This window comes from Nostoc sp. (assembly GCF_036917455.1).
GTDB lineage: Bacteria > Cyanobacteriota > Cyanobacteriia > Cyanobacteriales > Nostocaceae > Nostoc.
Genome location: NZ_JBALDK010000059.1, coordinates 34807 through 50189, shown reverse-complemented (window position 1 = coordinate 50189; position 15383 = coordinate 34807). Strand labels below are relative to the sequence as shown.

The window sequence follows — 15383 nt, the reverse complement described above, 5'->3', positions numbered from 1 at the left end:
AAAATGAGTCTTGTATTTGTTATTAGAAAATAATCGCGCGATCGTTTGCTATACAAAAGCTCTAGAATCTAGAAATGGCAAATGTTTTCGGAGAGTGACAGAAGAGGGATAGGATATTTTCGCCCAATCTGGAATGAATTATCAATGTTTTCAAGCGCCGATTCATCCCGGATTTATGCAACGCCTCGATTAAATTTCTCTTCCCTTCTGCCCCCTGGCGACGCTCTCTACGAGACGCTAAAAGCGAACGCGGACTCGCTAACGCTGCGCTATCCTGCCTCCTGCCTTCTTCAAGCCGACCTACTTATCTCTGCTATGAATTCCTCTGATTTAGTTAGGAGCCAAGGCAACAGGCAGATTAGTCTCCATAGGTAGTTGAAGGGTAAACTGAGTCCAACCCGCTTTACTACTAATTTGAACTTTACCGTTTAGTCGTTCAGCCAATTTCTCAACCAGTGTTAAGCCTAGACCATTGCCGCCTTGCTGCCATCGATCGACCTCTGGTGCCCGATAAAACGGTTGGAACAGATTGGGAATGAACTCATCTGGAATCTCTGCTTCGTTGCTAATAATGAACATAATCATCTGACCATCGGATGCAATCAAATCACAACGAGCTTCCAAAACAATCTTGCCGCCGGGAGCCGTGAACTTACAAGCATTGTTGAGCAGTTCGCTCAAGATGCGCTTGAAATCTGCGGCATCGATTATGGGCATTGGCAAATAGGGTGGAATGTTGCTCCAGAGGATTTGTTGGCGTTGTCGAGCCTGGGTTTTAAATGGTTCGACGATCGCTGGAATCCAGGTTTGTAAATTCACCGTTTCCGGTTGTAAGGGACGTTCGTTTGCACCCAAATAATGCAAATCGAGCAAGTCATTGATCAGATTAATTTCGCGGGAACACTCCTGCTGCAATCGATCGATATAGCGTTGCGTTTGCTCTGGGTTGGAAGCTTGTCGCAGGAGTTTCAACGCCATCATAATATTGGTCGCAGGTCTTCGTAATTCCTGTGATGCAGTCTCGATAAATTCGTCTTTGAGTAAATTAGAGTGCTGAAGGTGGGTAACTTTCTGATGGATCTGGATGATCGCTGCTTGCTTATTCAATCGACTTGTAATAGCGTTAAGCAACTCATCCGTCCTAAAGGGTTTTGTTAAATAATCATCTGCGCCTAACTCCATCCCCTCCCGAACATTTTCGCGGGTCGCTTTAGCGGTGAGGAAAATGAAAGGAATCAGTGCTGTGTCTGGGTGTTGTCGTAAGCTAGATAACACTGTATACCCATCAGCTTCGGGTAGCATGACATCGCAGAGGATCAGGTCAGGGGGGGTTGTTTGAGCCAAATGAAGACCCTGTACCCCGTTTTCTGCTCCCATTACATCAAACCCCTCAGATTCTAAAATATCGAGTATTTCTTCGCGTAGGGATGGCTCATCTTCAATTACCAGGATCTTGGGCATGAATCTGCTCTACTAAAGCAATGGGCAAGGTTACTATGATTAGAGTACCCTGATTCACCTGACTAGTAACATTGATTACACCTTGACACTGTTCCACACATTGCTTAACAATTGCTAGCCCGATGCCCGTCCCAGCCAGATTACCAACATTGCTACCGCGATAAAACGGGATGAATAATTTGTCCTGGTCTTCTAGAGGAATGCCAATGCCCTCATCTCGAATTGAGAAAGTTACCTGTTCAGGAGCAAAAATCAGGTCAAACATCACCCTCCCACCGTCCATAGAATATTTAATTGCATTGCAGAGCAAGTGGGTGAGTATGAGTTGCAAGACGGTTGGATCGAGGCAAATTTGCCGATTGTTGCCCTGACTCTCAAAAATAATTGGGTGTTCACTGGTCGTTAATGTCGCAATTAATTCTTGACAGAACTTTTCTAAGTTCAGTGGTAGAGGGTTGAATTTGGTCTGATGTTCCCCCGATCTGTTCATAACCAGCATATCGTGGAGTAACTCAGTCATCCGCTGCACTCCACCGATGATGTGATTGTAGCGAATCTGGTTTTTTTCTGGAGTCCATTGATGAGCATAGCGTTTTAACGACTCTGTTGCTACCAAAATCACACTCAGCGGTGTCCGAAATTCATGGGAAACCATCGTGATGAATTGAGACTTGAGTTGGTGTAATTCTCTGGCTTGCTGCAAAGCTTCTTGTATGGCAGCTTCTGTTCGTTTGCGATCGCTAATATCTCGCAAAATACACACTGTTCCCCCATCCGGTAACAATGTGATTGAAAGTTCTTGGTCAAAAGATTGACTATTACATTTATGACCAACAGTCTCTCCTCGCCAAAATCTCCGTTGCTGTAGGCTTTGCTTAATTTCGTTGTTCAAGCGGGCTTGTTGAATAGGGTCATAATGAATTTTCCAATTGGTCTGTAGCAGTAGACTCGAATCTTTGTAACCGTAGATTTTGGCATAGGCTTCGTTGATATATACATAGTTCCATTGGGTGTCTAAAATGGCAATTCCTTCACTTGATGCGGCGATCGCCACTGACTGTTGATGCATTACCTGTTGCATTAGCGATCGCTCAATCGCATGGCGAATGGCTCGAATCAAGGCATAGGCGTTAATTTGCCCTTTTACAAGGTAATCTTGTGCGCCTTGCCGCACTGCCTCTAAAGCGATCGCTTCGTCTTTGAGGCTGGTGAGTACGACAATCGGCAAGGTTGGAACCACCGCATGAAGTTGGGTAATTGTCTCCAAGCCATGAGCATCGGGCAGCGAGAGATCGGATAGAATCACATCAAAGCTGCGGCGATGCAGTTGTTCGAGGGCTAGTGCCAGTTTTTCTACGACTGTAACTTTCCAGCTAGTTTGATCTGCGTTTTCCAGAAATTCTTGTAATATATCTGCATCTTCTAGGCTATCTTCAATTAACAGAATTTGTAGAGAATCATTCTTCATCATGAGTTCTACCTAAAAGTGATGCCAAAACCAATCCTTAAATCAACGCCAAATGTTAACTATAGCCTACGATGCAAGTTTGGGAAGCTTCACAGCCACCAGCCAAAAAAATTCAATCGAACGAATCACCTTAGCAAATTCTTCTAAGCTCACAGGTTTGTTAACATAGCAATTGGCATTCAGTGTGTAAGTTCGCAAAATATCTTCATCAGCCGCAGAGGTTGTTAAAACCACAACCGGAATCAACTTCAAATCGGGATCGGCTTTGAGTTCGGCTAAGACTTCTCGACCATCTTTTCTAGATAGATTCAAATCCAGTAAAATCAAATCTGGACGAGGTGCATTGGCATAATCGCCCTGCTGCCGTAAAAATTTTAAGGCTTCAACCCCATCCTCCACCACATGAATTCGGTTGAGAACTTTGGCATCGTCCAGAATTTCAACCGTTAAATCGGCATCCTCTCGTGAATCCTCGACTAAAAGGATTTCAATGGGTTCAATCGGGTGAGAGTCTTTGCTCATTGGGAGGTTTCTGAATCTACTGGCATTGTAAACCAGAAAACAGATCCTTTCCCTAGCTCTGATTCCACCCAGATGTTTCCGTTGTGACGCTCAACAATTTTCTTGCAAATGGCTAAACCCAGTCCTGTGCCAGAATATTGGCGGCGGGTATGTAAGCGATGAAAGATGATAAAGATGCGCTCTGCATATTGGGCTTCAATCCCAATCCCATTATCGCGCACTGCAAATCGCCATTGGTTGTCTTGTTGGGTCGCAATGATGTGAATTTGAGGAGGCTCTTCTTGACGATATTTAATCGCGTTGCCAATTAAATTTTGTAACAAGCGGGTGAATTGTTCTTTGTCGGCTTTGATCGTCGGGAGGCAATCGCGCATAATGGTGGCGTTGCTTTCGGCGATCGCAATATGGAATGTGTGAATCACTTGGTCAACTAACTGATTTCAATCGGTCGAAACTAATTGAAAATCGCAACGACCAACTCTAGAATATGATAGCAAGTCTTCAATAAGTGCCTGCATTCGAGATGCAGCATTCACAATATAGGTGATGTATTTATCGGCTTTCTCAACAATACTCCGGACAATTTTTAGTTGAGGGAATAGACAAGAAAGCTATCGAACCATTACAGCACTTACGGCAGCTATGAGGTACATTCCCAAATCTGAAAGCTTTGATAGGAAAGGGCAAGGAGAAAAACTGTATTGCATAATAGCCGGAAGCGCTGTAAGGTGCTGATTAGAACAAATAAGCACCGACTCGATAGCCATATGGAAATTGTACAAAGCTTACTGACCAAAATGGGGATTTTCCATAAACCGCAGATAAAAGCATTGACAACGGTGTTTGCGACAATTCTAATTGCCTGTGGCAAGGTAAACAATACCCAACTTGAGCCGCTACAGCCAACGAACAGAGAGAACTTATCGCCGACAGTTTAAAAAACAGTTTGACAACGCTAGAGTTCAACGCGGAACTAATCAAAGCAGCAACGTCTGAAAATCACTCGATGATTGCCGTGATGGATTGTTCATTCATTGCAAAAAGCGGGAAAAAGACCAATGAATACGACATCTGGTGGATGCTTGGATAGTTTGTCAGCAATGTCTGCAATTGCTCAAATGTGGAAGTGCGAAATTCCTCCGATAGTTCAACACGTTGCTGCTGTAATTCTTCATGCAGTCGGAAGCCTTCTTGATGGAGTGCTGCTTTTTCAGAAAGCAGATGTTGTATTTTTTGCTGCTGTTCTAAATAGTTTTGATGAGTTGTTTTTAGTTCATTTTCTAGTGATTCAATTTGTGCTTGTGATCGCGCTTGTGTTAACTTGTGTGGTTGAGAAGCGATCGCAGCCTTAATTGCTGGAATAATCAAAAGTAACGCCAAAAATTCGATTGCGATCGTCAAAACACTTTCCAGAGAAAACATTCCGCTTTCCTGGATGTTTGATATGATGTCTGCGAGCATCTATATCTCTCCTATTTTTGTTTGAGAGACTGTTGTTCTGTTCCTGTCACGTTTTCTTGCCCTTCGTAATATTCAGGAAGCAATTCTTGAGTTTCTACCTCTCCCAAAGCATCTTCAATTCCAGATGTTGTGCTGGTACAAGCTGCACCAGAAGCACCAATTACGGTTTCAGTAATTTTGCCATCTTTGCCAATACGATATTCAGCTTTTTGATACTCTGCCATAAGTGTAGAATTTTGATTTCTTCAGGATATAAAAGTGGCACAATCATCTCTATCTTCTACTAAATTTCCACTAACGGCAATTGGCACGCCTACTAGTATAAACAAAGGAATCCCCCACAACTTTTGTCAACAGAGTAGAACTATTGTACTATATTTGAACGAGTACAAGCTGACTTAGTTTGTGTAGCTACGGCTTCCAGTAGTCGGGGCGGAATATGCATTGGATGTGTGCATATTCCGCATTTTTGGGAATTCTAATAAAGAATTGAAAGGTAAAGCACTATGACAGACAACCAAAATCAACCCAGAGATTATGATGCAGTGTTGGGAGGACAATCTCCGCCTCCTATGGATGGAGTAGTTTTAGGAGGAATTGAGGGAGTTAAACGTTATTTATCAAATCCTGTTACTCAGGTGCGGGTTACTGCACTTAGCGAAGCCTTGAAATATGGTGATGCTGGGTTGAATTTATTAATTCAAGGATTGCAAGATAAATCGAGGTTGGTGCAGCGTTTTGCTTATCGACTATTAAAGCCAAGAGTAGAAGCGCAAGTTATACAAGCATTGCGAACATATAAACCTTGGAATTTAGAAGAAAGATTAAATGAGTATCCAATGAATGTTAATTCATTTGCAAATCGGCAAATTGTAGATTTCGATGCAAATATAGGTATTGTTGAACCTGTTAATAATGCTTACGCTCTTAGGTCTGAATATTATGAGTATGAGGATAATTTGCCGAGTAAACTTAGTAGACTACTACAAGAACCCAACGCCGAGAAATTAGAAGCTTTAGTGTTTGGTTTATGGGTGGAAGCATACGAAAGGGATTCAAGTAGCATTGTCCAAGCTTTAGTTGATGCTAAAAAATATTTAACTAATCTCAAAGCTGTTTTCATCGGTGATATAGATTCTCATGATTGTGAAATTTCTTGGATTCGACAAAGTAATATCAGTCTGGTTTTGCAAGCTTATCCCAAACTTGAAATTTTGCAAATTCGTGGAGGGGACGGTTTACAATTTAGTCCCCAAGTGCGACACAATCACCTCAAAGCATTCATTGTTGAAGCTGGGGCTTTAAGTAGAGATACTGTTGCAGAAGTTTTTAATATGAATCTGCCAGCATTAGAACATTTAGAATTATGGTTTGGCAGTGAAGATTACGGCGGAGATTGTTGGGTTGAAGATTTAAATCCGATTCTGTTTGAAGGGAAATTTCCTAACTTGACTTATTTAGGATTACGTAATAGCCAATTCACGAATGAAATCGTCAGCGTTATTGTTGGTTCTCCGATTATTAATTCTATCAGCGTACTTGACCTTTCAATGGGGACGCTGAGTGACGCAGGTGCGGAAGAATTGCTCAATTGTCCGGCGACAAATTATCTCGATATTCTGAATGTTTCCGAAAGCTTTTTATCTCAGGAGATGATTGATAAATTATCTGAATTGGATGTGCGTATTTTGGTAAGTAATCAGAAGCAAGAAGATGAGGATAGTTACATCCACGGTCGCTATTGTTCTATTGCAGAGTGAACTTTAGTATCAGGTGACTGTAAGACGCGGCTACACAGACAAAACCCCCATGCGTGGGTTAAAAAACTTTCTCTTAATGAATTCACTTTTAACTATGAATAATAATCTAAATCAATCCAGAGAATTTGATACAGTACTTGATGGCGAAGTACCATTTAATAGTCGTGTGGTTTTAGGAGGTATACAAGGGGTTAAAAATAGGTTAAATATGGGAGTTTTTGAGGTGCAATTTGCTGCACTGTCAGACGCATTAAATTATGGAAATGTAGGTTTAGATTTAGTGATTGATGCATTGCAAGATTCCTCGCAGAAAATCTATAAAATTGCCCTTGAGCTATTGCAAGAAACAGAAGGCAAAGGAAAGCAAGCACTTTTATGGTGTGAAGCTTGGTTGTTTTTTACAACTTTAAAAGATTGGACAGCCGAAAGTCTCAATGCTCAAGCTGGTATCATCAATCCAGTTGAGATAGCAAATATTAGCGATGTCACAATTTATTGCCTTTGTTCACTCGATTTACCAAAACTAGAGTGTTTTGACTTATGGATGGGTATACGTTCTGAACATAGCTATGATGATACTATTGATAGTTTAAAACTAATTATTTTTAGTGAATCATTCCCAAATTTACGATATTTAGGTTTGTGTAGTAGCGATTATAGTGATGCAATAGCAGATGTGATCGCTCAATCTTCTTTTATGGCTGAATCTCCCATTGTTGCAACTCTTGAAGTACTTGATTTGTCAATGGAAAATTTGACAGACATAGGCTTGAACGCTTTATTGAATCACAAGCAATCATTAATCTACATACACTTAATATTGCTCACAATTCCGTATCGGAAGAATTTATTCACGACATTAAACAATCATCGCTTATTGATTGTTTGTTAATTGCTCATTCTCAAGAAGAGATAGCTTACGGGTATAGTGCTTCTCGCTATTTTGCCCTCCACGAATAAAGAATATATTAGATAATGCTTAATTTCATCCTCATCGCCAATCCCGAAAACCGCCGTGTCGGTTTCCTCCAAGAAGCCCTAGTCCATTTCAAGTTACCACCAGTCACCGTAGTAGATTACGCCGACTTAATAGCAGGAAAACAAACTCTCGAACAATTCAACACACCCAACACTATTATCCGCTTCGACTCTCCAGAAAAAAACTTTGATGTTGATAAAGCCATCATTGCAGAAGGGAGTAGAGAGATTTTTTCTACTTCCAATCATCAACGTATCAGTGCAGAAGCAGCGACAAAATTAGAATTTGACAAAGGACTCATCCTCTACCCGCGACAGTGGTATTTAGGTTGGCGCTATCTCTTGCAAAAATGGGAAACACAACTTACTCCCCTTCTCATAAATGGCGAGTTCATGAACCATCCCCAAGACATCGCTGTGATGTTTGACAAACCAACTTGTCACGAAAGATTCAGCCGTCATAATATCCCCGTTCCGCGATCGCTAGGTAAAATTCACAACTACGATCATTTACGCGAACAAATGCAAACGCAGGGAATAGAACGAGTATTCGTCAAACTTTCCCACGGTTCGGCTGCTTCTGGAGTTGTGGCTTACCGCGCAAATTCGCGTTTTGAATCAGCTATTACCACCGTCGAACGAGTACGGGAAAATGGGGAAACTCTACTTTACAACTCCCGTAAAATTAAACACTATACTCACCGCGAAGAAGTCGCTGATATCATCAACATTTTGACAGCAGAAGGCGTACAAGTTGAAGAATGGCTACCCAAAGCACATTTACAAGAATGCGGGTTTGATGTTCGTGTGGTGGTTATCAATGGCGAAGCACAGCATATCGTTGTTCGTCTTGGTAAAAGTCCGATGACAAATTTGCATTTGGGGAATGAACGAGGAAATACTGAGGAATTTTTAGCAAAAATTGGTGTAGAAAATTGGGAGATTATGAAGCGAACTTGCGAACAAGCAGCAGCGTTATTTCCTAATAGTTTATATTGTGGAGTTGATTTACTGATTTTACCTGATTGGAAAACTCATGCGATTTTAGAGATTAATGCTTTTGGCGATTTGTTACCGGGTATTTTATGGAGTGGAATGGATACTTATATGAGTGAAGTTAAAACAATTTTGGAACGAACCACAAAGACACAGAGAACAGAGAGAGAATAAATATTTTTATGAGCAGATAAGTTTCTCGCTAGTCTTTCCGCCTCTGCGTGAACCTAATATCTATGTGGCTAAAAGTTATCAAATATAATTTTTACTTCTATGTTCAATATGAATGAAATCGTCGGAACTCACGATATCTTATTTATTACCCTAGACACATTGCGTTACAACATAGCTAAAAACCTACTCGCACAAAAACGCACTCCAAACTTAGCAAAAGTACTCCCTAAAACAGGTTGGGAAGAACGCCATTCACCTGGAAACTTCACTTATGCTGCTCATCATGCGTTTTTCGCAGGCTTTTTACCCACACCTGTAACGCCTGGAATTCACCCCCGTCTTTTTGCTTTGGGATTTGAAGGAAGTACCACTACAACTGATACAACTTGTGTGTTAGATAACTCAAATATTGTTAATGGATTAGCTGCTAAGGGATATCATACAGTTTGCATTGGTGGAGTTGGTTTTTTCAACAAACGTAACCCTTTAGGTAATGTAATTCCCTCAATGTTTGCCGAAAGTTATTGGAGTCCAGAATTAGGAGTTACTAACCCCGAATCTACAGAAAATCAGGTAAATCTTGCACAACATATTTTAGAAAAAATGCCAAACAATCAACGTATATTTTTATTTATAAATATTTCTGCTTTGCATCAACCAAATTATTTCTATCTTACCGATGTAGAAGATAAAATCGATACCATTGAATCTCACGCCGCAGCTTTGGAATATGTCGATCGCCAATTAGCTAAACTCTGGAATATTATACGACAAAGGCATTCTACTTTTTGCATTCTCTGTTCCGACCACGGTACAACTTATGGTGAAGATGGTTACACTGGACATCGACTTAGCCATCCTTTGGTTTGGACTGTTCCCTATGCAGAGTTTATCTTATGAAAACTCACCCAGAGGCGCAGAGGTATTCTTTGCGTGAGACTTAAAGCAAATTCTTAACTTGTTACGAAAATACTTGAAATTCTATGCTGACAATCAAAAATCTTAAATCGAAAATCGCCCAGTCTCCCTATCAAGCATACGTCTATTCTTACCCCCACAAAACGGCTTATCGTCCCCTAACTCCACCTGTGTATCTTCCAGAACTTTGGGCGCAGCAAGATAGACAAGCGCTATTTCTCTACATACACATACCGTTTTGCGAAATGCGTTGTGGTTTCTGCAACCTGTTTACCACAGTCAGCTACAATGAAGATTTTATGAATCAATATGTCCACACACTACACCGACAGGCGCAACGGATGAAAGTGGTGTTGGGTGATGCGTCATTTGCTAGGTTCGCTATTGGTGGCGGAACTCCTACCCAATTACCTATTCAGCATCTCAAAACTATTCTCAATATTGCTGAAAATACGATGGGTGCAAACTTACAGGAAATTCCTATTTCTGTAGAAGTTTCGCCAGAAACCGCCACTGAGGACAAGTTAAAGCTGTTGCGATCGCACGTCGTCGATCGTGTTAGTATTGGTGTCCAAAGCTTCATCGATTCGGAAGTTTTAGCAACCCAGCGCCGTCAATCTACTACCCAAGTAGAAGCAACGCTGACAAGGATCAAAGAGATGGGATTTCCCACGCTTAATATTGATTTGATTTACGGTTTACCCGGACAAACAGTAAATACTTGGTTGCAATCAATACAAGCTACCTTGCGTTTTCAACCAGAAGAAATTTATTTATATCCATTGTATGTGCGATCGCTCACAGGTTTGGGACGCACAGATAAAGAATGGGATGATATTCGTTTAGCTTGTTATCGAGAAGGGCGATCGCTATTATTATCGAAAGGATATACGCAAGTTTCCATGCGGATGTTCCAACGCTTAGAAGAAGGACAAGGTAGCAATCTTCCTTCCTCATCTCCCGTTTACTGTTGTCAAGCCGACGGTATGATTGGTTTAGGTTGTGGCGCACGTTCCTACACCGATACTTTGCACTACTCCAACGAATATGCAGTGGGAGCAAAGGGAATCAGTAAGATTTTACAAGCGTATATTCAAACAGTAGATGAGTCATTTGATTACGCGCACTATGGTTTTCAACTAAATGCTGAAGAACAACGTCGGCGGTATATTTTATTATCTTTGCTTTCCGATGAAGGATTGAATTGTGCTAGCTATCGTCAGCAATTTGATAGTGAAGTATACGCTGATTTTCCAGAATTTTCAGAACTGCTTGCTTTTAATTTGGCGATAAAAGATGAGGATATTTTGCAGTTAACTGAATTTGGCATTGAGCGTTCTGATATTATTGGCACGTGGTTATTTTCTGAGAAAGTGCAGGAATTAATGCAGGATTATGAGTTGAAATAGTGAGGCTTCAAAAAGATTTGTCTAGAAGCGATTAATCACATTTATACGGATATTTACATTACATCTACCGTTGGAGAAAATATGATAAACAATCAAAATGAACCGAGAGAATTTGATGTTGTACTTGGCAAAGAAGCACCGCCACCAGTACAAGGTGTTGTTTTAGGTGGAATTGAAGGTGTTAAACAACGCTTGGCAAGTTTTCTAGTCAAAGCCAGAATCGATGCTGTCAATTAATTTATGGTCAGCAAGGAAAATTAGGATACGGATACAACTATATACACGGGCGCTACTGTTCTATTACTGAATAATGCAATTTAACTCATTATTAATATGCACCTCACCATTCTCTATCGCGGTTCTTTAATCAGTTGCAACTACGGGTGTGAATATTGCCCTTTTGCTAAACGCCAACAAACAGCCGCAGAATTAGCAATCGATAAACAATCTTTAGAACGGTTTGTCAATTGGATTTCCCAACATCCCCAACATCAATTTTCAATTCTGTTTACTCCTTGGGGAGAAGCCCTAATCCATTCTTGGTATCAGCAAGCGCTGGTAAAATTAACGCAATTGCCCAATGTTAAGAAAGCCGCAATTCAAACTAATCTCTCTTGTCAGCTAGATTGGGTAGATGAATGTAACAAAGATAAATTGGCACTTTGGGCAACTTTTCATTCAGGATGGGTGTCACGCGATCGCTTTTTACAAAAATGCCTCAATTTAGACAACAAAAATGTCAAATTCAGCGTTGGAGTTGTCGGTTTTCCCAAGTTTCAAGCGGAAATAGCAGCTTTACGTCAGGAGTTACCACACCATGTTTATTTGTGGATTAATGCTGTCAAGGCTGAACTTCCTAATTTATCACCAGAAAATCGAGAATTTTTCCAATCTATTGACCCATTATATGAATTAAATACTCAACATTATCCTAGCTTTGGGCATTCTTGTAGGGCTGGAAAATCAGCGATTTCTGTTGATGGTGATGGGACAATGCGCCGATGTCATTTTATTAAAGAACCTATTGGTAATATTTATGATTCTGACTGGGAAGTACCTTTGGTTAATCAACCTTGTAGCAACCAAACTTGTCACTGTCATATTGGTTACGTTCATCTGGAATATTTAAAAATGAATCAGGTGTTTGGTTATGGGATTTTAGAAAGAATTCCTGACAATTGGGTTTATCAAGAATGCCTAGTGTAGATATTCTTTATAACCTGCATCAGTACTAGCCCTTAAGAGACTAGTTGTAATCCCTTATTCTGTAATTTCTGCTCAATAGACTGCATTTGTTCGATAGTTTCTCCAGTAGCGATCGCATAAAGTTCTGTATAGATTTTTCCGTATTTGACTTTCTCCAAAGCCGATAGAATAATCAAGTCTTTGCGATCTAATTCTGGTCTGAGGGTTATGAGAATTGATTCTAATGTCCCCTCCATTCGGTAGCTACCGGAATATTTAGCTACTCCTTTTCCCAGTCGCACTAGAGTATGGCGCTGCAAACACAACGAAGTCGAGCCATTAACTCTGAAATTGGCATCGATTGCAAAAAGCTGTCCATCTTGATTTTCCAACACATCAAAGCCAATCACGCCGAAATACCCATATTTGTGAGCATACTGACCAACGTTGGCAATCATCTCAAAGAACTTGCTCATGTCAGTTTTGCGGTAGTCAATCAGTCCCCCTAAATAGTTGCCTTCTGGAGTAACGAGTTGTCCAGTAGTACCGATGAGGGTTATCTCCCCCGCTTTGTTGATATAAAACTGTACGCAGTAATTTTGCACCTCATTCTTGACGAACTCTGAGACAATAATCGTATCGAGCAATTTAATAGCAAGATATTTTCTAATTTCTTCAAGGCAGTAGTTTAGATCGCTGGGACTTTTGATGATATAAGTGCCTTCTCCTGAGAGTCCGTGCGATGTTTTGATTAAATAGGGAAATTGCGGTAACTGGATGTCTTGGAGATTGATTTGGTGCAGATTGTAGGTTTTGTATTTTGGACATTGCACGCCCAGTTCGTCTAGCGTTACTTTACTAAGTAAGCGGTAATGGGTGTCTGAATCAACAGCGTGTTTTTCGGTTTTTAAACCATCGAAGGGAAATAGAGTAATGAGTTTATCAAAGCGTTCGTTGCGGCCCAGATCGTCTAGATAAGTTGAGCAGTCCATCATCTCAATATTGGAGTGATTAAATCCGAAATGCTCTTGCCAGTATTCCAGCAGCAACTTTGGTGGTGGAATAATCACAATTCCAGGAATGCCCTCGCCTAACACAGCCAAATTTTTCCAAGATTCCTTTTGGCAAATCTTGTCAAATGAGGTTTTGGTGGCTTCACTACTGCCATCTTGAATAAAATATTTTTTCCGGTTGGGATAAGCAGCCCAACTCGCAGTTGCAGGGTAATTTAAGATAAACCCATAAGATGCATCTGTGATATCTTGAGCAAACAAATCAGAAAGAGAGCTTCCTTGGAAGTATTGAAAGTTATATTTTGAGTTCATTAATTTCTCTGATAAATCGGATCGTTTTGTGAATACAGTTGTTTATAGGAAAGAAAAACTAAAATATAAAATCCTTGTTTTGTTAGGTCATTCCAACTTAGAGGAGGTGAAATTACTCAAGGACTGCGAATTGCTAACTTATCTGTTACAGTCTCGGTGATTAAACCATCTTCATCAATTTTATTAGGGACTGACACCGAATCATACACAGTATTTTGAGCGTTAACACAGATAGTTCATCCCAATAGAGCCACTATCCTAAAATTCCAATATCTTTTCCAAATGGGCGAACCTATCGGTGAAATTAAGCCTTGGTGTAATTGAAAATATTGTAGAGTCAAGAAAAGTCCTAAGTATTGGCCTACGCAATTCACCCTATGACTACCGCACCCTTAAGCTGGCAAGAACTAGAAACCCTCACGGACTATCAAATAGATACCGTTAATGGTCTCACCAACGCTAAAGCCAGGTTGCGCTTGTTTGGTCAGCGCGAATCTGATGTGCGGGTAACACTGTACCGCGATAACCACGCCTGGTGTCCTTACTGTCAAAAAGTTTGGTTATGGCTAGAGGAAAAACAGATCCCCTATCGCATCGAAAAAGTGACAATGTTCTGTTATGGGGAGAAAGAAAGTTGGTATAAACGTAAGGTACCATCAGGAATGCTCCCCGCGATCGAGCTAGATGGACAGATTATTAAGGAAAGCGATGACATTTTGATCGCTTTGTCAAAGGTTTTTGAGCCATTGAGCCAAGGGATGGAAGATCGCACAGTGCTTCCTCTACGTCAACTAGAACGACTTTTATTTCGAGCTTGGTGTGCTTGGCTGTGCTATAGAGCAGAGAACTCTCAACAAGAACAACGTAACCGAGAACAATTCATCCAAGTAGTGGCTAGGGTGGAGGAGGCTCTGGGTTGCACCCCAAGTCCTTACTTTCTAGATAGCTTCGGCATCGTTGATGTCATTTTTACGCCATATCTCGAACGGATGAATGCGAGCCTTTACTACTACAAGGGCTACTCTTTGCGTGAGGAAAACCCTCGCTTGAGGGCATGGTTTGCAGCAATGGAAAGCCGACCGACCTACTGCGGTACTCAGAGTGACTTTCACACCCACGTACATGATTTGCCGCCCCAGATGGGGGGCTGTTGGGAAAACGGCGACACCCAGATGCTTATCAATAAAGCGCGGGTGGATAACGGGCCCTGGTTCGGGCTACCAGATGTTACTTATCCAGAACCCGAAAACTCTCGCATGGAAGCTCTTCAACGAACTATCGAGCATCGCATCAATATTATCCGAGTCAACCCTTTAGATGATAAATTGTTTGACCAAGCCCTACGTTGTGCTTTAACACACATGATGACCAATGAAGACTGTGTACCTCCACCGGGATCTGATGTTGCTCTCCGATATTTGCGCGATCGCATTAATATACCGCGAGACATGTCTATCTACGCCGCCAAGCGATTGAGGGAATCACTGGAAAAAACCGCAGCCCTTGCGGGTGACGGACAGCCAACCCCAATTCCCACTAAGCATCGACGAGATCAAGACCCGTCTAACTTTGTCAGAAAGTAGGATTCAGGAACCCATCCTGGCAGATCGCGCTCCTTTAACAGTTGCCAGCGAACAGTTATCTTGGTTTCAAGCTTTTACTCCCACTCTGATAACTGATAATTGATAAATGCGATCGCCTACATCAGTACTGCATTGTATCCAAA

Annotated in this window: 16 protein-coding genes; 9 read left to right on the top strand and 7 right to left on the bottom strand. The window is 41.2% G+C overall.

Translation table 11 applies throughout. From position 1 onward, the window contains the following. Positions 1–330: 330 nt before the first annotated feature. From V7K42_RS06640 to V7K42_RS06625, 4 genes are all read right to left on the bottom strand, one after another. The gene (locus tag V7K42_RS06640) at positions 331–1461 is read right to left on the bottom strand and encodes a hybrid sensor histidine kinase/response regulator (RefSeq protein ID WP_334914655.1); all 1131 of its coding nucleotides are present in this window, start codon (positions 1459–1461) and stop codon (positions 331–333) included. Continuing rightward, a complete protein-coding gene (locus V7K42_RS06635) occupies positions 1439–2932 on the bottom strand; it encodes a hybrid sensor histidine kinase/response regulator (RefSeq protein WP_334914653.1) in 1494 nt (497 codons plus the stop codon). Before V7K42_RS06635 ends, V7K42_RS06640 begins: the two co-directional genes overlap by 23 nt. Positions 2933–2995: 63 nt before the next feature. Continuing rightward, entirely contained in the window at positions 2996–3451 is a 456-nt protein-coding gene (locus tag V7K42_RS06630; protein WP_334914651.1) for a response regulator, read from the bottom strand. Next, complete coding sequence (locus tag V7K42_RS06625; RefSeq protein WP_334914649.1) at positions 3448–3873, bottom strand: sensor histidine kinase; 426 nt, start codon at positions 3871–3873, stop codon at positions 3448–3450. The genes V7K42_RS06630 and V7K42_RS06625 overlap by 4 nt, the downstream gene beginning before the upstream one ends. 345 nt (positions 3874–4218) lie before the next feature. On the opposite strand from V7K42_RS06625, the gene V7K42_RS06620 reads away from it, so the two are divergent. After that, complete coding sequence (locus V7K42_RS06620) at positions 4219–4389, top strand: hypothetical protein (RefSeq protein ID WP_334914647.1); 171 nt, start codon at positions 4219–4221, stop codon at positions 4387–4389. 61 nt (positions 4390–4450) lie between these two features. On the opposite strand, the gene V7K42_RS06615 is transcribed toward V7K42_RS06620, so the two are convergent. Further along, entirely contained in the window at positions 4451–4912 is a 462-nt protein-coding gene (locus tag V7K42_RS06615) for a hypothetical protein (RefSeq protein ID WP_334914645.1), read from the bottom strand. A gap of 11 nt (positions 4913–4923) precedes the next feature. Then, positions 4924–5136 carry a DUF2997 domain-containing protein gene (locus V7K42_RS06610; protein ID WP_334914643.1) on the bottom strand — a complete coding sequence of 71 codons (213 nt, stop codon included), beginning with the start codon at positions 5134–5136 and terminating at the stop codon, positions 4924–4926. A gap of 282 nt (positions 5137–5418) precedes the next feature. Between V7K42_RS06610 and V7K42_RS06605 the strand changes: the two genes are divergently transcribed. The 7 genes from V7K42_RS06605 (at position 5419) to V7K42_RS06575 (ending at position 12353) form a co-directional block, all read left to right on the top strand. Continuing rightward, positions 5419–6672 (top strand): STM4015 family protein, encoded by a 1254-nt coding sequence (locus V7K42_RS06605; RefSeq protein ID WP_334914641.1) that lies wholly within the window; start codon positions 5419–5421, stop codon positions 6670–6672. 94 nt (positions 6673–6766) lie between these two features. Then, positions 6767–7564, top strand: coding sequence for a hypothetical protein (locus V7K42_RS06600; RefSeq protein ID WP_334914639.1), 798 nt, complete (start codon positions 6767–6769; stop codon positions 7562–7564). Between the two features lie 83 nt (positions 7565–7647). Next, on the top strand, positions 7648–8820 hold the full coding sequence (locus tag V7K42_RS06595; protein WP_334914637.1) for an STM4014 family protein: 1173 nt from the start codon (positions 7648–7650) through the stop codon (positions 8818–8820). Positions 8821–8928: 108 nt separating this feature from the next. After that, complete coding sequence (locus V7K42_RS06590; RefSeq protein WP_334914635.1) at positions 8929–9720, top strand: STM4013/SEN3800 family hydrolase; 792 nt, start codon at positions 8929–8931, stop codon at positions 9718–9720. A gap of 83 nt (positions 9721–9803) precedes the next feature. After that, positions 9804–11147, top strand: a complete 1344-nt coding sequence (locus V7K42_RS06585; protein WP_334914633.1) for an STM4012 family radical SAM protein — start codon at positions 9804–9806, stop codon at positions 11145–11147. Positions 11148–11228: 81 nt separating this feature from the next. After that, positions 11229–11384 (top strand): hypothetical protein, encoded by a 156-nt coding sequence (locus V7K42_RS06580; RefSeq protein ID WP_334914632.1) that lies wholly within the window; start codon positions 11229–11231, stop codon positions 11382–11384. Between the two features lie 96 nt (positions 11385–11480). After that, positions 11481–12353: an STM4011 family radical SAM protein gene (locus V7K42_RS06575; protein WP_334914630.1), complete on the top strand. Its 873-nt coding sequence runs from the start codon at positions 11481–11483 to the stop codon at positions 12351–12353. Between the two features lie 32 nt (positions 12354–12385). On the opposite strand, the gene V7K42_RS06570 is transcribed toward V7K42_RS06575, so the two are convergent. Then, on the bottom strand, positions 12386–13657 hold the full coding sequence (locus V7K42_RS06570) for an ATP-grasp domain-containing protein (RefSeq protein ID WP_334914628.1): 1272 nt from the start codon (positions 13655–13657) through the stop codon (positions 12386–12388). Between the two features lie 377 nt (positions 13658–14034). Between V7K42_RS06570 and V7K42_RS06565 the strand changes: the two genes are divergently transcribed. Further along, the gene (locus V7K42_RS06565) at positions 14035–15240 is read left to right on the top strand and encodes a glutathione S-transferase family protein (RefSeq protein ID WP_334914626.1); all 1206 of its coding nucleotides are present in this window, start codon (positions 14035–14037) and stop codon (positions 15238–15240) included. Positions 15241–15383: the final 143 nt, after the last annotated feature.